The following is a 17,051-nucleotide window of genomic DNA, read 5'->3' on the forward strand; positions in this document are numbered from 1 at the left end:
CTTTTCTATCGGCTCTGCCCCAAACACACCCTCTCTACATACTCCTGCAATGCACTCAATTGACGGATGGCGTCATCTCCGTCGACACCGGTATGGAGAATTCTTTCTGCAACCGCCGGGTCAAGTTGGGCTCGACTTTCTTCATCAGACTGGCCGGTGGAGGGGGCGGCGGTTCGCACTGCGGGGCAACTGGCGTTGACGTACACCCGCCGAGCGCCAGTAGCGACAGCAGTGAGCATGGCAGCATTTTTTTCATCGGCGCGGGCCTGTTCCTGAGTATGGCGGGTGTCCAGATCGAGCAGCAGCTTCTGGGTCTTCTTGCGTGATTCGTTGGCGGCGGTGAGCTGGCGGATCTTCTCTCGCTCAGCATCGCGCTCAAGCGCAACGGTGTCGCGGTCGGTTGTTACGTTTTCCAGCCGCACAGCCAGATAAGTACTGGCGATCAGCAGCGCCAGGACTATCCAGCCCCATAGAGGTATCCATTTGAAGAACGCGCTCATGGCACATCCTTGAAGAAAATGTGACGGCCGAGCTTGAATGTCCGCCTGGCCATCGATGCCCAGGCCGGAGCCTTGGGCATAGTCGTGGCGTAGTAATGAGTTGCGCCGCCAGTAGGATCAGATTGCTCGCCCGCGATGACTGCCGAAGCAGCTAGCGAAGCCAGCGCGAATTGAGCGGCTGGAATGGGCTTGCTGCCGCTCAGAAAGGGGTAGTTCGGATCATTACGATTCCAGCAACTGAACTGATACGGCGCCCGGCATACCCCCACATAGCCCTCCCCCCACCAGTCCGGTTTGCCGTCGTTGTGCAAATCCATTTCCACCCGGTTACGGATGGTCCAGCCAACGGCAATCATCCCCACCAATCCTTCACCACGAGCCTCGCCCCAGAGTGTGCGGGCGAGGGTATCGCGGTCTGTTTCTGTTGTTGCCATGGTTTTCTCCGGGCGAAAAATTACACCCTCGCCGTTTATAGGTGAGGCTATATATTGGGAGAAGCCATTCGCTAACTAATGGCTTCCCTTACAATAATGCGACACAAGACAAGACTAAAACGAAGGTACGAGAGGTATTGTTCAATAGGTAAATAACGATTTAAAAGCACCTAATTAAAACAAGGGATACTGACAAGGTTCGCGCCAAGGATTAGATATCCGGCAGTACCGGCCATTCGATAGACTGAGGATATCCCGCTAAATCAACTACCCTCAGAACGTTAACGCGGTACAACTTCCACACGTTCAAACTTTCGACTTCGCTGTCTGTTGCCAAACCCAAGTCCACTGCGTCCTGAAGAGGAGCAATTCGTAACGCCGCCACACCTAGCAACTCGCTGACTTTCGCCTGCGCCTGACTCAACATCACATCTTCAGATAATTGCGCCAACGAGGGAAGAGTCTCCGAGTAAATTTCCGTCTCAACATCAGGGAAAACTTTAGACTCATTACCTACATTAAATTCAGGCCCGTCTACGGCACGAAAACCAAGCCCATCTTTTCTAACCGCATAGCCACTCATAGATTGTCCTCCCAGCCCATACATTGCAATATTCCGACAGAAGAAGATGAGCAATACATCACGCTCATTGTTTTAAGGTTGATGTCTCCAGTGGCAGTAGGCACAGGTGATGATTGGTTATATCCGCCTACATACGGGAAGCCATTTACTTGTGCGGGGCTCAGATATCCATTACCTGGCGTCGCTAGTGCCGCCCCAACAGGCGCGAAACCTACATATCCACTGGTTGTACCAGCCACTAAAGATGCGCGGGCCGCAGTCTCGGGAACAAAACTATTCAAAGACGCAATTACTGCTGCGTTAGCCGTACCAGAGGCGACCGTTGGATACGCAACGATGTTAGAGCCTGCGACTAACTCGTAACGAACCTTGTTACCGAACTGACTAACTGAAAGAGGGTATTTGTTCGAGGTTGCATCAGTTCGAATGGCTCCTACACGAGCCGCATGGGTGAAGTCAGCTGGAAGTACCGGAGCCGATTTGCTAAGCGACAAAAGAGAGGCGATAGCATGCGTCACAGGATTGTGGATAACGTGAACGAAATACCATGTTGATCCAGCCGACACGCCTGTATCCAAGCCGTTTAAGCCCGCAGCCGTAAAATTGCATGACAGTGAAATATCGCTCAAAGTACGCATCGTTAGATGAGGCCCCTCCACCACCAAACGATCAGCAGTGATAGTAATGACCGCACTCACTCCCGTCGTAGATATTCGAAGATTCGAGAAACTGCCCTTGATGCCGACGCTCGCTTTCTCTGCCAGTTTTTTTGGGGTGACTATGGTTGAATCGTCTGTTCCGGTATCAACTTGCGTCTGCGTTGCAATCTTTGCGACACCCGACTTTTCTTCAGTCGCAGCACCTGCCAGGTTATCCGTAATCAATTGCTCAATAGCCAGCGCTAGCTGATTATTTTGCCCCTCCCTCGGCTCAAGTTCCGCAGACTCGATAACATTGATAATTTCCTGAGTTACCGCATTACCCCAAGAACTGGGGATATAAGTACCTGCTTGGCCAGTCGTTATATCTTCATCCACAAACTGACCGTTAACCAGCCCAATGTCTGGCATACTTTTTGGAAAATCCATTATTTCTACTCTGATAGGTTGTGCAAAAGCGCGATCCGTATACCGCTAATAAGCGGAGCTATAAAAAGGCTAATAAGGTGTTACGACGCCAATCAAATAGCTGCCTGCAGTTGGAATACTCAGATCAATTTAATGCGACCAGGATAAGCAATGTTTCGGGGCCGAATAGCATCCCAGTGATGCGCCGAGGAAGTTTCAGAGCCCGTCAGACGACCGCTTGAAACAGCAGTGCGCTTGTCATAGTTTCTGACATCGGCGGACCGCCCCTCTCCACTACCAGTCAGTACCTCACTAGCAGCCTGAAAGGAACCAGCCACACGGGAAACATCGGCTGCACGAGCCTCATCCAGGACTCGAATAAACTCCCCGCGCGCCTCAGGTATCCGGAAAGTGTTGACGCCATCACCATCAGTCCATCCCCCCTCCATACCTACACGAGTGGATTCAGTTGCCATCATTCCGGATTGCTGCGCGTGGTCCCATAGCCACGGCCAATCTGAGCGAACCAGCACTGCCCCGGAAACTGTTGCGTAGCCACCGGGAGGGAGCGCCATAGTGCTGTCGAATACAATCCTGCCCAATGGAGTGGAGTCACTACGCCCCACTGGCCACCAGCTACCTGCACCATCACTGCGCAGATGCCACCAGTCCCCTGCCCCCATCAACACCAAAAATGGATAACCGGCAGCGTTGAGATGGGTGTGCAGCTTGATTTTGTCATCACCACTCGCAACAACACTGAGCCGATTATCCGTGTTGTCCGCTCGGCGCAGGATGACATCCCGAACTCCCAGCGCGGGGGTTGAAGCAGGTAGTGTCAAACTCACAGTCGCTACAGCAGCATCAATAATTACCAACCCCAAATCTGAAGCCAGCAAGGTTTTAGAGGCGGAGGCTTTACGTACGGTCGCAGCCGTCAGCGCCTTTTTATCGATGGCTTGATGCACCCCAAACGGGGTGACGGCCTTTTGTTTGTTGGTCCCTGTCTGAGCCTCTTCTACACTGGCAAGCTTGACGGCGCCTGAGTCCATCTCAGTTGCTGTCGGCATTGCGTCCGGAATGGTGCGGGTGACGATTCTGTTAAGGGCGTCCAGTAACTGCGCGTCATTACCCTCCTCAGGCACCAACTCCGCCGCCTCAATAACGTTGATAATCTCCGACGTCATTGCATTACCCCAGTCCGCCGTGATCAACGATCCGACCTGACCGGTAACGTTGCTTTCGTCGACAAATCGGCCATCTACCAGCCCGACGTTGGGCACGCTTTTCGGAAAATCCATTATTCATTTACCCCGTAATTTATAAACTCATGTGCATGCGCAGGGACTGCCCGGCGGATGACGCATTCGAACGCGCTACTGGAGTTCACCCCGAAACGGTTGCCCCAGTGGGTTACCGCGAAGCGACGGCCTAGTCGCAGGCGTGGGCCGGTGTTCAGGGTCCACATGTACTGCGCTGACCAGGTGCCGAAACGTGCTTTGCCGAAGCGCGCATTACCAAAGCGTGGTGTGCGGTATTCGGTGACGGTCGCTTGCGGATACCCCACCGAAATCGCCAGTTGCACGAAGAACGCAGGGGTCTGTCCGCCGACTTCTGTCAGGCGACGGCGGACGGCCAGTTGCCGGTCTTCAAAGCTTGGGTTCAGGCCAAGGCACGGATCGGGAAGGCCCATGACCTGCTCCCAGTCCGGGACCAGTTCGCGTACCCGGTTTGGATCGCTTTCGCCCAGCAGATCAAACAAGCGCAGGTCTTCGCGGGCCAGCTCCAGGGAACCGGCTTCGAGCAACTGATGAATTTCCGGCACCCGTTCTGCATCCCACGCAGGCCCTTGCGGTAGCAGCGCCTTGAGCTGCGCGTAATACGCAGCAGCTGTTCTTATCGCCATAAGATGCCTCCAAAGGTGGGTAGCTCATTGGCGCCCGGCTGCACGTTGCCGAGTGGCGCGAACAGGGTGTGATCCTTTTCGCCAGCGGCGCCGCTGATCGCTTCCGCGATATGGCTGCCGAGCATGACAACGCCCAGGTCGGCCTCGCGGCTGTGCAGGTCAATCAAGGCGTCTTCCACCGCAGCGCGAATCGCCCCGCTGTCGGGCGTCAGTTTGATTTCGTACTGGATCGGCAACTCGACCGGCGCCAACACTCGCACTTCTGCAGTCACCGGGCGCATGGACTCGATGTACTCGGAAACGCGCTGCAACTGCTCGGCATTGGGAATCGGATCGATGTCGCCGTCGCGCACCACGAACAAGCCAACCGTGCCAGGCCCCATCCAGTGCCTGCGTACCCATGCCCGCGTCACGCCGGGCACTTCCAGCGCCCAGGTCACGTAGTCACTCTGATTACCGCCATGGGGCACTACCGCATACGAGCGCATGACTTTGGCCCGCAGTGCCTCAAGGCTTTCCTGCTCGGTGCCACCGGTCAGACCGGGCTCAAGCACCACGAAGGTATCGGCGACACCGGCGACCGGCGACACAGTGGTCAAGCGCATCGACGTAGGGGTGTTACCCAGAATGCCTGGCACCACAGCTTCCAGTTTGACCGAACCGCTCAGCGCCGTAAGCGTGACCGACAACGTCACTTTGAAAAGCGCGCCGTCACCTTCACGTTGCAGCAATGTCCCGGCATCCAGCACCGCCCCTACGACTCCGGTGAAGCTGGCGGTACCGGCTGAACTCACTGCGGGCAGATAACCGCGCCTCAGCCGCAAGAGTGCCATGCGCAGCAGGTTTTCCTCATCGGCGGTGTCAGGCAGGATCTGCGCGGCGATGTAGTGTTGATGCCCGTAGCGACCATAAGAGGCGGCACCATTGATGCGCGCCAGCACCTCGGCGTCGGAACGCAGCAGCGCGCTCGAACCTGCCAGATCGCTGCGGGCACGACTGATCAGCTCAGGTAGAGAAGGAGTTTTAAACGGCATTGATCACCAGCCATAAATTATCGAGATAAATTTCCACCGTGGCGCCGCCAGGCAAGGCCAGCCTCACCCGCATGTCGAGCCGCTCGGCACCGCGTGTGATGTCGATCAGGACGGCCGAAACCCGGCCGTCATCGAGCATCCATTGCAGCGCTTCACGGGCGTAATCCCGGGCATCGCGCTCGGTCTGCGCGGTGAGCGTGCGGCGACGCAGCAGGTAAAGGCGCGAGCCAATCTGGTCGTCGGTGACCGAAGGAAAACTGTCGCCCCACCAGCCATAGCGCTCCGGGTCATCGAGCTTGTCGTCGACCCCGGCCCGCCGCCATGTCAGCAGGCTGATGATTGCCGCGCGGCGCCAGGCCAGCTCTGTGGTTTCTTCATTGATCACGCTCATGGCTAGCCTCCCGGCACTGGTTTTTTGTCGGAGCCTTCATGCACGTGTGTCACCAGGCTGACTCCCGCCGCGACCTGATCGCCAGAGGACTCGATGCGCCCGGTGGTGTTGATCAATGGCGTGTCGAAGGTCACCCCGCCGCTCGCCTTGACGCTGAAGTTTTTGGTTTGTAACGCCACGGAGTCCGTGGCGCTGATCTGCAAGGTCAAGGTCTGCAACTCGATGACACGATTGCGTTTGAAGTGGATGAAATCTCCCTCATCGGTGTGCAGCGCCACTTCGCCGCTCTTCAGACCGGTCAAACGAAAGCGGCGGTCTGAAATACAGATCACCACGCCGTGTGACCGGTCGCCGCCGATGAAAGCGGTCAGGCCCTCAGCGCCCGGATGCGGGTTGGAGGTGTAGCCGTACGGTTCAAAGTGCTCGAGACCGTCCTTCACTTCGTCGGCGGTCAAAGTCATCTGCAGGGACTGAATTGCCCCGGCGGGGTTGACCAGATTGACGACTCCGCGGACGAGCGTGTTCAGCAGCTCTCTCATATCGAAGGCTTCCAGTAGGTAATAAAGTGGGTGAGCGATGGTTTACGTGGCGTTACTCAAGCTTTTTGGGCTCAGGTAGAAACGCTTCGATGGGCGCGACTGTGAGTTCTGCGGTGGTGCCGCTTTCCCCGAGGCTGTACTGGATCTGGCTGATCAGCATGTCCTGATCCTCACCGATCAAAGGGTCGACGATGCGCACGATCATGTTTTCCCGCCAGAGATCGCCGTTCGATTGCCGCCAGCCCTGAATCTTGTAGGTGCGGGTCAGCGCCTTGCCCTTGCGGCTGGCCCGCTCCCAGTCGGCACGAGATTGGGCGAGCTCCTGGGTCAGCTGATTCTGCTCATGAATGTGCTTCAGCCGTTTGCGCGGTGGTGTGTCGTCATTGGCAAAGGCTTCGACCTGCGCGGCTGCACTGGCGGGTTCTTTGTCTTCACGCTTACGCTGGCCAGTTACACGGTATTGAGAGAACACCCCGGAATAATCCAGTTGCGCGGAACCGGTCAGAATGTTGTCGCCCAATTGCAGCCGGTCCACCGCACGCCCACCGCTGCCGGGCGCGACAATGACCAAATTACCTGCCCCATCATCGGAGGAGAAAAGCCGGGAAAGCGTGAGTAATTTGTCGATGGATTCGAACGCGGTTTCGCCCGGCGTAATGACGTGTTCCTTTACCGGGAGTGTTTTGGCGACCTCACTGAGCACCTTTACGCTGTAAGGCGTAGCGAGCGCTTGCACGATGAACTGCACGCTCTGTTTTTTCCATTGACTGGCCGAACCGGTCGCCGCGCAATCCACCAGATCCGCCGTCAGCGAGCGCCCGGCAATCGAGCGGGTAACGCTGTTGGCGTCGTAGCTGACTGGCGTCGAATACACATGACCGGTGAGTACCAAATCAGCGCCGATACGAATTTCGCAGCGAGCGCCCTGCTTGACCGGAACTTCAATATCCTTGCCCGGCCAGCGCCAGGACACACCCAATGTGAAAGTGCGCGCCTGCTGCTCAATACCGGCAGTGATACTGACTGTTTTCCAGCCACGGTAATCCGTACCGTCGACGCTGAGCGTGACGACGTTTTGCGCGTCCATGGGTTACTCCTGAGCGACTTGAAGGGTCGCCGCCGGCAAAAAGCCTGGATGAGAAATGCCGTTACGCGCGACGATTTCATCGCCGCGAGTGGCGTCTGCAAACAGCCGGAAAGCCAGCACCACAGCGGGCACCGATTCTTTGGGCGTCATGTCAACGAGGTTTACCCCTGAACGCGCAACGGCGGTCAGGTGTTCCCTCATGCGTTTGCGAACCGCTTCAATACGCTCGAAGTGTTCGTAATCGGCCACCAATGCTGCTTGCCAAAGCACATCGTTCAGGGCGTCACGCAACTGCGTCACGTCAGACGCCACCGGGACTTCTGGCCGCGTCACCGGCGTTGCGACCTGCTGCTCAAGACCGGGCACCCCCGGCAATGCCGCAGGTGCCGCGACCACTGGCATTGCCGAAGCCAGACGGATGGCATCAGCCAGCACCACATCGCGCACCAGTTCACGCGTCGCGGTCACGGTCGCGACCGTCGCCGCGCCTCCTGAAGCGGTTGCCGGATTCGCCAGTCCCAGTGCAGTTTCCACCTTGGTCATGGCCTGGCGCTGCGAAGTTTTGAAGCGGTCAAACTCGCCGGTCATGCTGGAGAATTGTGCGCCCAGCATCGTTGACAGATTTTCGGGAAAGTTAGCCAAGGTGTCCGCCAGCGAAGCCGCCGAACTGACAAATCCGGTCAACTGACTGAACTCACGCTGAATCGCCAACTGCACCCCGGCGACGCCGTTTTGCAGGGCCGTCATGCTGATCCGCGCTTTGTTGATCAGTGACATCGCGCTCTTGTATCGGGCCAGTGCCGAATCCAGAAAGCTCTGGTTTTCCATTTCGAGCAGCCTGGCCGTATTGGCCACACCCACGGGGTAGCCTTTTTCACCGGCTTCCACGAACGAAAGAGAGAATCTCGCGATGCCGCCTTCCGCCCGCGCCTGTTTGACCTGACAACCCTCAGTCGCGGTCACGGTCATGCGCCCGAACCAGGGGTGAATCAACTCCCCCGAGCCGGGTTGATCGAGTGCATGCAACAGGTTGTCGCGCTGCACAAAGCAATCGTCTCCGATGACAAAAGCCTCGAAGGTTATCGCCCGGGTTTTGCGCCCCATGTCTTCAACCAAAGGCCGATCACGCTGGGGATATTCATGCAACTGCGTACGCCGCCCCACTACCGTGTTGTCACTGTCGACCCAAAAGCCGACACCACGGAACGAGGCCGACTGCAGGTCATCCCGCCAAGTCTTGCTCATGTCGCTGTCCTTTATTTCGAAAGGCTACTGTTGCGAGAGACTACGTACGCCCACTCGTGGCGATATCGAGAAACCCGGCTGATTGGTTTGCGCCTCACCGACGGTCGTGCCCGGCGGCGCATTCTGGAACTGCACCGTCAACGCGCCTTGCAGGTTCATGCGGTTGTTCGCCGCCGCCTGCTGGTTGAGCGACCCGGCCATGATCAGGCTGCCGGGTGCACCGGCTTGCTCAGGTGTTCGCAGCAACGAGTCGGCTGATGCACCGCCTTGAGTGAGGTTGCGCTGTGCTTGTTCGTCGCGGACAAGCTGGGCGGCATCAGCTTTCAGGAACTGGCCAGTGCCGCCGCCGACGCCTGCGTTTGACTTGCGCTGATCCGCGGCAAACTGGCTCAACTCATCGGTGGCACCTTTGATCAGTCCGCCGCCAAACAACGCCATCATGGGTTCAACGATGGTTTTCACTTCTCCCCAAAGCTCATGAAACCAGGTGGCTACCGGTTCCCAGTGTTTCTTGATCAGCTCCAACGGAGACCAGTCAAAAACACCTGCCAGAGAGTCAGTAAACGTTGATGCAAGGTCCGTCACCCCGCTCCAGATCGCTCCGAGCGTCTCGGTAACAGCCCCCCAGACTTCGATAACTTTGGCTACGGGTGGCCAGTCAAAAATGCCACTGAGAAAACTCATGAACGGGGACGTTATCGCTTTGACCGCATCCCAAAGCGCACTGAAATACCCTTTCAAAGGCTCCCAGTTTTCAATGATTGCGCCCAACGGCGACCAGGAGAAGATGGTTTTAATCCCCTCCCATGCCAACATCCCTGCCGCCTGAATCGTTGTCCAGACCGTCTTGAAAAACGCTGCAACCGACGACCAGTTGGCAATCAACAAGCCGGCTGCCAGAGCAATACCACGAATGATGAGCCCCACGGGATTGTTACCTATAACAGTGCTCATAACAGCACTGGCGACCGTCGCCGCGACCACCGCCAAACGCAGGAACGTAAACCCCGCCGCCGCACCGGCGATGCTTCTGACCAGCCCGGGATTGGCCTCGGTAAACGCCGAGACCTTGCTGATCAACGGCCCGATTGTGCCGAGGAAATCGTTAACCGGCGGCAACAAAGCCGTGCCAATGGCGATCCCCAAGCGGGTCGTCTGGTTATCCATCACCTGCAGCCGACTGGCGGTTGTCTGCGCAGTGGCCGCATAAGCGTCCTGTACCGAGCCTGCATACTGCTGACTGTTGCCAACCAACTGGAAGTTACGGTACAGCGTGTCGAGATCAGCCAATAGCGGAGCAGCAGATTGATCACCGAACAACTGCGACAGCATCGCGCCCTGCTTGCCTTTTTCCAACGCATTCAGCTTGGTCAGCACATTGCTGATCGTACCTTCGGCATCTGCAGACATGCCTTCAGACACCGCTTGCGCGTCCAGCCCCAACGCCTTGAAAGCTTGCTTTTGGCCCTCGGTTGCGAGAGTGCCTGCGTTCAGCGTTTGGGCAAAATTGCGCATACTGCTGGCGGCCGCTTCTTCGGAGGCGCCGCCCTTGACGAATACAGCGCCCATTGCAGCGGCCTGCCCCGAACTCAATCCGGACGAATCTGCGGCGGTGACGATCCGGGCGACTTTCCCTGCGTCCACGCCCCCGGCCCGGCCCAACTGAGCGATCTGGTCGGCAAGGGCCATGGCTTCAGTCTGGTTAAGTTTGAAGCCGGTGCGCCATGACGCCATCATTGCACCGGACTGTTCCCCGGTCTGATCGAACGCAATGCCCATCTTCAAAGCGTCTTCGGCGAACGCTTTCAATTCCTCTCGGGCAATGCCCGACTTCCCGCCCAACGCAAACACTTGCGCGATGCCCGCAGCGGACACCGGCAGGTTTTCCGACAGATCCAGAACGTCCCTGCTCATCGTCTTGAACTGCTCAGGCGTCTGAAAATCAACCACCCGCCTGACCTTGGCCATAGAGCTTTCAAAGGCAATAGCAGCTTTGGCGCCATCAACGAAGGGCTTCATCAGCCCTTCCTTGCCTGTCAAAGTGTCCATGAAGGGGATGTTGCCCAAGGCGCTCAAGGATTTACTCAGGGTCGATGCTTCTTTCTGCGCGCCTTTGAGCTGGAGCGACAACCGGTCAATACCAGTAATCACCATCGCGACTTGAAGTTTATTAGCCATTATTCCCTCGTTGCTCTTCGAGTATTCGAAAGGCATGCCACTCGCTTTCCAGAATTACATCCAAAGGTCTTCCCATGAGCACCTCAGGGTCCGACCTCCAGAAGTAAGCGAGGTCGTACACCACGCCGATCAGGTCGGCGACGCCACCGAAGCGCTCTGCAGGAAAAAACCGATGATTTTCCACACCAGGCTGTTCAGATCCGCCAGGTCCAGCTGGTTGACTGACCCCGCCGGAATGGCTGCACACACCGCGATGTATTTGCAGGCAGCTTCGATATCCGCCACCGGCATCGACGAATCGGAAAGCGTGTAAGGCAGCACCTTGATCGCCCGACATTCTTCAGCCGTCGGGCGACGCAGGTGCAGTTCGGTGAGTTCCTGACCGTGTGCCTTGATGGCGACGGCCAGGGTAAAGGTCTCTTTGCTCATCACTGCCAGTCCCCCGAGATGCCTTCGAATTTGAGGCTGACCTTGCCGTCCTCACTTGTGCTGGTCATGTCATCCACCGCGTAGGCGCCGCTGAGCACGTAAGTGGTGCCGTCGTTGAACTCGGCGGTGACCGTCATGTTGGTGCCGGTCTCGATTTTTGCCCGAGGGAAATCGACGGTACGAATCGCGTCGACCTTGATGAACGGCGTGACTTCATTTTCCTTGAAGTAGCCGACCACGACGGTTTCGCGCTTGACCCGGGACATCGGTACCTCTACCGCGCCCGTGATAACCAGCTGTTCGCCGTCGACCTTGATGTAGCAAGTACCCGCAACTTTCTGACCCATGTGAATCTCCACTAAAAAAGCCCGCACAGGGCGGGCTTGAAATGACGTTTGATTAAGCGGCTCAGGCCGCGTCGGAATACTGCAGACGGAACTGATACAGCAGCGCGAACACGCGCAGTTGATTGACCAGATCCGGTGGATACAGCACGTTCAGGCGATTCGGATTGGTCGCATCGCGCTCGACGATCAGGTTGTCCTTGAAGGCGTCGATGTTCTCGACAATCCCCAGACGCACCAGCTCACCATAAGCAGCGATCACCTCACCGCGAATCACCTTCGGGGTCACCATGCGCTGACCGGGACCGAATTTGGTGCCGTCGTTCGCCAGTTTGTGACGACCGTATTTGCTGGTGATACGGGTGCGCAGGAAACGCAGTACATAAGCCGACTGGTGCAGCGGCTCGCTGTCCAGATACGAGTCATCCGGCTGGTTGTACGCGTTACGCTGATACGTCGTGATCGCCCGCTGGATACGCATCGCGCTGCCCGAATATTCGAACGTAGCGATGCCGCTACCCAGCAACGACTGGTATTCATCCAGCATGAAACGGTCGCTGACCTCCGCTGGTTCAATAGCCCCCAACTCACCCGACTGGGTCGGGCATGCAGGGTCAGCGCTGATGAACACCGCAGTACGTGCGCTGAACTGCGCGGCCACTTCCCATACCGGCTGCGGAATGCTTTTTTCCATTGCGCCGATGGATACCGAAGGGTCATTACGCAGTTTGCCCGCAGCGACCAGGGCACCCAACGTACCGCGCTTGGCACTGTAGACCCGACCGTAGATCTGCTTCGCCCAGGACCAGCGGCCCGAGGTGAAATCCATGGTGGATTTCCAGTAATCCAGTGTTGCCGCGTCGGTCCATGGCTGGCTGATGAACTCGAACGGTTCATCGCCCAGCGCGGCCAGCGCGGCGGCCATTTCCGGTGTGCCCACACCACCGGCCATCGCGGCCACAACAACGTCCAGACCCGCTGGCAGTTGTTCACCATTGGCGGCACCCAGTCGGTTGAAGCTCAACTGGATATCGTTGCCCAACTCACCTTTGAACTTGCTGACCAGCGTCACAACGCCCGCTTCGGCGGTAGCGGTCACCGGCAGATCGGTGGCCGTATTGATAGCGCTCAGCAACGCAGTGGCTGCTTCGGCAGCAGTCGCCAGTTCAGGCACGATGGCACGTACGCGCACGCCGCCCACATACAGGTTGAGCAGACCGGCCGCCGTGGCGGTACCGGTCAACGTGACCTTGCCTTGGGCATTGGTGCCGGACTCGATCTTGAGTGGCAGGCACCAGACCTCGCCCGCAACGTCGATCTTGCGATGCGCTGCATGCATGGCCCACAACATCGAACCGGCGCCGCCGATGGAGCGCGCTTCGGTGCTGCGCGAAATCAGCACCAGGCGGCCGATGTCTTCACTGGTTGCATCATCGTTGACCTGACCAATGATCAGGCGACGCAGACTGGACGCGCCGCTGTTGGCCATCGAGTTATCAAGCTCGGCGTAAAACAGTGGCACACGAAGATCGGATGGAATCTGGCTGAAACCTACAGTCATTTGGCTGCACTCCCTTTGGCTTTGGGCAGGCTTGGAGCCGTACCCACGATTACGTCTGCATCATTGATCCGTCGCTGCCAAAAGGCAGTCAGCGGTACTTCGTAGCCCTCGGCGGACAGCAGTTCGCCGCCCCGGGCCGGATCCGGAACAGCCCGGCCTTCGGCAGGTTTCACATGCACTCGTTTCACTGGGGTATATCCTCACGGGTTTTAAATTCGATACGGCCATCCGGGCCGCGATCAGTCAGATTTCGGTCGACCATGGGGTCAATGAAGTCGATGTCCATATCAACTCCCTCAAGCAGTGGCAGGCCATCGTTGACCTGCTCCTGCCACGTTTCGGGAGGCCCTGCCGGATCACTGCGACCCAGCATGAACTCAGTGAAAAACCGGAATTGGTACACAACCCGGTTATCGTCAATCAGCAACATCGAGCTGCCGCTGTACTGCAAAGGATCGTCCTCAGCTTCAGGCTGAAAACCCACCAGAGCAGCCCATAGCTGAACCCGAATGCTGTGCAGATCCTGAGTCGCGGCCTGGCCGTATTGGTCACGGTTAGCCAGCGCCACGTTGATCAGGTATTGCTCACGAACGATGTGCCGGACCACGTTGGTGGTGGACTCCTGAGCGGTATCGCCCGCCGTCAGGACATAGGCAGCAGGCATCGCAAGCTGGTCATCGGTGCGGGCGCTGTCCCATTGCAGACCACCGGCGACCCGGCCCTGAAAACCGGAACAGCGCTCGCTTATCTGTGTGATCAAAGTTGTTACGTTCATCTCAGAACTCCAGTTTCAGAACTCCAGACACCACAAAGCCCCGCGGACGGGGCTTTGCAGTGGTCGTAAAAAATGGCTCAGCAGGCCCTGTAGGTCGGGGCTTTCAGAGGTTCTGATGAGTAAGTCATCAATGAAGCAGCCCGGCCTTTCCGCCGGGCTGCTATCTTTGTTAGTTGGTGATCAACAGATCCAGGCTAGTGGCGTCGCAGGAGTAGTCGCCTTTGTTGTCAAACACGAAATACAAAGGAGCACCTGTTGTAACCGGAATAGCATCCTCGCTCACGACGGCGCTGCCGCCATTAGGGAGGTCGTAAGTCTTGATCGCAGAGTCACCAGACTTGATGATCAAGGCAATGCCGTTGCCGCAGGACGTATGCAAATCATTCACACGGCCGTGAACACTGACCGACCCAGTAATTGGACTCGTCCAGCGAATAATCGACTGGGTGTTGTTGCCTGGGTGCAACGCGGCATCACCTTGCTTGAAGACAAAGCTGCCGCCACTTCCCGAAAAACCGTAATCAGCCTTTGGAATTGCGATCCAGCCGCCCGTGGCCGAGTTCTGCCAGCAGGTTGCTGGAGAGGCACCGCACTGATCTGCCGCAAAGGAAGGCATGGCGGTATAGTTCGCCGACGAACCGCCGCCCGCCGCACTTTGCATGAATGCCCAAGTAGAGCCAGCTGGTGCACTCTCTTTCATCAAATACATATCGCGAGCCAGGTTCCACGACTGAGCCGCAGCCCAAGTGTTTACGGAAATAAAGGACGACAACAATGTCGTAGCCAACAGAAGCGTTTTGAACAGTTTCATAGTTCACCTCGAGGTATTAATTTGGGTATCGATCCGGTTGCGTGGACTGTCCGCACGCTGGTCGCTCAGAGGCGATGACTCGGGGCTCTCGGCCCTCACATGATTCAACGTCCCGCATCGGGAACATTTGATCTGGAGTTCGGTGTACCCGCCCAATCGGGCAAGAAGTCTTTTGCATTTCCCACATCTGCAATCTTTCAACATCTGCTTATGCCTTTTACTTATGCCGGGGCACGCTAGGCTCAATCCGCAGTCGCCGGCCGGTTTTGCGTTGCAACGCAAAAGCCCCGAGAACGGGGCTTTGCAGTGATCGTGAAAAGTGGCTCAAAAAACCCGCCGAATGCGGGCTCTCAGAAGCTATTGGCATGCAGGCATCAGCTCATTGCCCGATCTTCCAGACTTGCGCCAGATTGCCGTTGCTCTGGTAAACAGAGCCGACAAATACAGCCAGAATCATGACCAGAGGCCAGGCCTGAACCGGCATGACCAGCATGCCTTTGCAGATGTAAACCATCACCGTACCTGCGCTGACCATGACCAGCCAGGCGAGACAGCTCATGTTGCGGCGAAACCGTGCGCCCTTGCGGCGAAACGTGAAGAGCCGAACGAACAAGCCCATGCACAACCAGAACGTCACCTGGGTGAGCAGTGCGCTAATCAAAGGCTTATCCATCCTGACCTCCAGGCTGCCCGGTCTCTAATCTGCCGCGCCGTTTGATGGCTGCCAGCGCCACCGTGACCACCAGCACGGATGCCCCGAATGCTGCGGGCCCTGAATATTTGAAAGGGCGGATCCCCCAGACCTCGAAGTCCACCAAAGCGGGGGCGAACAAATAACCCATTACGAATGACACCAACAGAAAGACCATCCGCTTCCAGACCGGCATTTCTTCTGTGGTGGTAAAGAACACCAATGCACCTGCCAATGCGCCGATGGCGGCGAGCGTATCGATGCCTGTCAACAATCCTGCGAAACCCGCACCGGCCGCACCAGCGACCACGACAGATGCGGCCGTGCTCGCTGGCTCGGCCATGCTCATACTCCATTGCGAACCCCAAGGGGGAAAAAGAAACCCCGCCGAAGCGGGGTGGGTGACTGCCTTTAAAAGGCCTGATGATAGGGCTGCAAAAGCCTGCCTGGCCGTTGCTGCCTCAGGCGTAAATCTCAGATCGTGCCGCCTTTGTACCTGCCGCCGGAAAGCATGGGAAGAGGCGATTTTGAGGAGGTTCACATACGACTTGAACGCGACAGGAATGTGACCAGAACACGACAAAGTCGCTCGACGAATGGTTGCCGAGTCATCATTTCAGGAGATCGGCAAACGGATGACACAGCTGTCGCGAAGTAAACACAGGATCTGTAGGCGCTGCCGAAGGCTGCGATCGCGGTGTACCAGAAGAGATGCTTCGCAGCCTTCGGCAGCTCCTACAGAAAACGCATTTCAATTCAGTATTTAGCTGTTGAGCAACGCGAGGCCGCGATGGCGTTCTGTCTGACACACCGCCATCTCTGCCTCGCGTTGCTCGTACGCTCCTACGGGAAATAAATTTCAAATCAGGTCCTGCATGTGTCACCTGCTGGAAGCCAACCCACGCTTGCCCGAACTCACCATTACAATCGCCATCACCTGCTCATGCAGCCGCTGCACCCAGTTGCGATAGGTTCGGTCGGCCCCTTCGGCAATCCCTGCGGTGCGCATCTGTTCGCGCACCGGTACCAGCTCGCAGTAACGTTGTGTGGCCAGTCTGGCCAAAGCCGCCTGACCCGGTGTGCGCTGTAATTGCGCAACGGCGCGATCTATCGCGGTGGCGATGGTGTCCATGCCAGTGCGGCCTGCAAGAATGCGCGAGCCCGGTGTGCTGCGCGGCGGTGCCCCGCCCCACTCGATCAATGCGCCTAACTGGCTGCCCAAACCACCGCCTAAACCTTGCTCACGGGTCTGCTCGCCCCAATGCACCATCAGCTTTTCAATTTCCTTGATCATTGTTGTTCCCTCTACATCAGCTCAATGCCCGCGAAGCTGGCATCGCGAAAAACCCAAGGCGTGATTGATCGACCTGACCGAAGTCAGGCAAATCGTCGTAAACCCGTGGGATGAACAAGAAGATTAGCAATCGCTAATATTTACATCAATAGCAAAATGTAATTTACTGTCTGCTAACGCAA

At 57.3% G+C, this 17,051-nt stretch carries 22 protein-coding genes; all 22 read right to left on the reverse strand.

What is annotated here, in order from left to right; genetic code table 11:
- Positions 1-5: 5 nt before the first annotated feature.
- The 22 genes from AUC60_RS03665 to AUC60_RS03770 all read right to left on the reverse strand — a co-directional run bounded on the left by AUC60_RS03665 (position 6) and on the right by AUC60_RS03770 (position 16,869).
- Complete coding sequence (locus tag AUC60_RS03665; protein ID WP_087264730.1) at positions 6-500, reverse strand: lysis system i-spanin subunit Rz; 495 nt, start codon at positions 498-500, stop codon at positions 6-8.
- Positions 497-934: a cell wall hydrolase gene (locus AUC60_RS03670; protein WP_087264731.1), complete on the reverse strand. Its 438-nt coding sequence runs from the start codon at positions 932-934 to the stop codon at positions 497-499. Before AUC60_RS03670 ends, AUC60_RS03665 begins: the two co-directional genes overlap by 4 nt.
- 211 nt (positions 935-1,145) lie before the next feature.
- The gene (locus AUC60_RS28275; RefSeq protein WP_087264732.1) at positions 1,146-1,517 is read right to left on the reverse strand and encodes a tail fiber assembly protein; all 372 of its coding nucleotides are present in this window, start codon (positions 1,515-1,517) and stop codon (positions 1,146-1,148) included.
- Positions 1,514-2,605, reverse strand: a complete 1,092-nt coding sequence (locus AUC60_RS03680; protein WP_144443223.1) for a hypothetical protein — start codon at positions 2,603-2,605, stop codon at positions 1,514-1,516. Before AUC60_RS03680 ends, AUC60_RS28275 begins: the two co-directional genes overlap by 4 nt.
- A gap of 119 nt (positions 2,606-2,724) precedes the next feature.
- Positions 2,725-3,885 carry a tail fiber protein gene (locus tag AUC60_RS28000; protein ID WP_087264734.1) on the reverse strand — a complete coding sequence of 387 codons (1,161 nt, stop codon included), beginning with the start codon at positions 3,883-3,885 and terminating at the stop codon, positions 2,725-2,727.
- Entirely contained in the window at positions 3,885-4,490 is a 606-nt protein-coding gene (locus tag AUC60_RS03690) for a YmfQ family protein (RefSeq protein ID WP_087264735.1), read from the reverse strand. The genes AUC60_RS28000 and AUC60_RS03690 overlap by 1 nt, the downstream gene beginning before the upstream one ends.
- Positions 4,481-5,524 (reverse strand): baseplate J/gp47 family protein, encoded by a 1,044-nt coding sequence (locus AUC60_RS03695; protein WP_087264736.1) that lies wholly within the window; start codon positions 5,522-5,524, stop codon positions 4,481-4,483. Before AUC60_RS03695 ends, AUC60_RS03690 begins: the two co-directional genes overlap by 10 nt.
- Positions 5,514-5,909 carry a phage GP46 family protein gene (locus tag AUC60_RS03700; RefSeq protein ID WP_372489467.1) on the reverse strand — a complete coding sequence of 132 codons (396 nt, stop codon included), beginning with the start codon at positions 5,907-5,909 and terminating at the stop codon, positions 5,514-5,516. The genes AUC60_RS03695 and AUC60_RS03700 overlap by 11 nt, the downstream gene beginning before the upstream one ends.
- An 8-nt stretch (positions 5,910-5,917) precedes the next feature.
- On the reverse strand, positions 5,918-6,454 hold the full coding sequence (locus AUC60_RS03705; RefSeq protein ID WP_087264738.1) for a phage baseplate assembly protein V: 537 nt from the start codon (positions 6,452-6,454) through the stop codon (positions 5,918-5,920).
- Between the two features lie 52 nt (positions 6,455-6,506).
- Positions 6,507-7,541: a phage baseplate assembly protein gene (locus AUC60_RS03710; RefSeq protein WP_087264739.1), complete on the reverse strand. Its 1,035-nt coding sequence runs from the start codon at positions 7,539-7,541 to the stop codon at positions 6,507-6,509.
- 3 nt (positions 7,542-7,544) lie between these two features.
- The gene (locus AUC60_RS03715; RefSeq protein ID WP_087264740.1) at positions 7,545-8,786 is read right to left on the reverse strand and encodes a DNA circularization protein; all 1,242 of its coding nucleotides are present in this window, start codon (positions 8,784-8,786) and stop codon (positions 7,545-7,547) included.
- 24 nt (positions 8,787-8,810) lie between these two features.
- Entirely contained in the window at positions 8,811-10,964 is a 2,154-nt protein-coding gene (locus tag AUC60_RS03720) for a phage tail tape measure protein (RefSeq protein ID WP_158099095.1), read from the reverse strand.
- 129 nt (positions 10,965-11,093) lie between these two features.
- Complete coding sequence (locus tag AUC60_RS03725) at positions 11,094-11,393, reverse strand: phage tail assembly protein (RefSeq protein ID WP_087264742.1); 300 nt, start codon at positions 11,391-11,393, stop codon at positions 11,094-11,096.
- Positions 11,393-11,740: a phage tail tube protein gene (locus AUC60_RS03730; RefSeq protein ID WP_087264743.1), complete on the reverse strand. Its 348-nt coding sequence runs from the start codon at positions 11,738-11,740 to the stop codon at positions 11,393-11,395. Before AUC60_RS03730 ends, AUC60_RS03725 begins: the two co-directional genes overlap by 1 nt.
- A 61-nt stretch (positions 11,741-11,801) precedes the next feature.
- The gene (locus AUC60_RS03735) at positions 11,802-13,298 is read right to left on the reverse strand and encodes a phage tail sheath C-terminal domain-containing protein (protein WP_087264744.1); all 1,497 of its coding nucleotides are present in this window, start codon (positions 13,296-13,298) and stop codon (positions 11,802-11,804) included.
- Positions 13,295-13,486 carry a DUF2635 domain-containing protein gene (locus AUC60_RS03740; RefSeq protein ID WP_087264745.1) on the reverse strand — a complete coding sequence of 64 codons (192 nt, stop codon included), beginning with the start codon at positions 13,484-13,486 and terminating at the stop codon, positions 13,295-13,297. The genes AUC60_RS03735 and AUC60_RS03740 overlap by 4 nt, the downstream gene beginning before the upstream one ends.
- A complete protein-coding gene (locus AUC60_RS03745) occupies positions 13,483-14,073 on the reverse strand; it encodes a phage tail terminator protein (RefSeq protein WP_087264746.1) in 591 nt (196 codons plus the stop codon). The genes AUC60_RS03740 and AUC60_RS03745 overlap by 4 nt, the downstream gene beginning before the upstream one ends.
- A 169-nt stretch (positions 14,074-14,242) precedes the next feature.
- Positions 14,243-14,884, reverse strand: coding sequence for a hypothetical protein (locus AUC60_RS03750; RefSeq protein ID WP_087264747.1), 642 nt, complete (start codon positions 14,882-14,884; stop codon positions 14,243-14,245).
- 3 nt (positions 14,885-14,887) lie between these two features.
- A complete protein-coding gene (locus AUC60_RS03755; protein WP_087264748.1) occupies positions 14,888-15,088 on the reverse strand; it encodes a Com family DNA-binding transcriptional regulator in 201 nt (66 codons plus the stop codon).
- A 175-nt stretch (positions 15,089-15,263) separates the two neighbouring features.
- Positions 15,264-15,557, reverse strand: a complete 294-nt coding sequence (locus AUC60_RS03760) for a phage holin family protein (protein ID WP_238599512.1) — start codon at positions 15,555-15,557, stop codon at positions 15,264-15,266.
- Positions 15,550-15,918 carry a putative holin gene (locus AUC60_RS03765; protein ID WP_087264749.1) on the reverse strand — a complete coding sequence of 123 codons (369 nt, stop codon included), beginning with the start codon at positions 15,916-15,918 and terminating at the stop codon, positions 15,550-15,552. The genes AUC60_RS03760 and AUC60_RS03765 overlap by 8 nt, the downstream gene beginning before the upstream one ends.
- A gap of 537 nt (positions 15,919-16,455) precedes the next feature.
- Positions 16,456-16,869, reverse strand: coding sequence for a hypothetical protein (locus AUC60_RS03770; RefSeq protein WP_087264750.1), 414 nt, complete (start codon positions 16,867-16,869; stop codon positions 16,456-16,458).
- Positions 16,870-17,051: the final 182 nt, after the last annotated feature.

This window comes from Pseudomonas caspiana (assembly GCF_002158995.1).
Classification (GTDB): Bacteria; Pseudomonadota; Gammaproteobacteria; order Pseudomonadales; family Pseudomonadaceae; genus Aquipseudomonas; species Aquipseudomonas caspiana.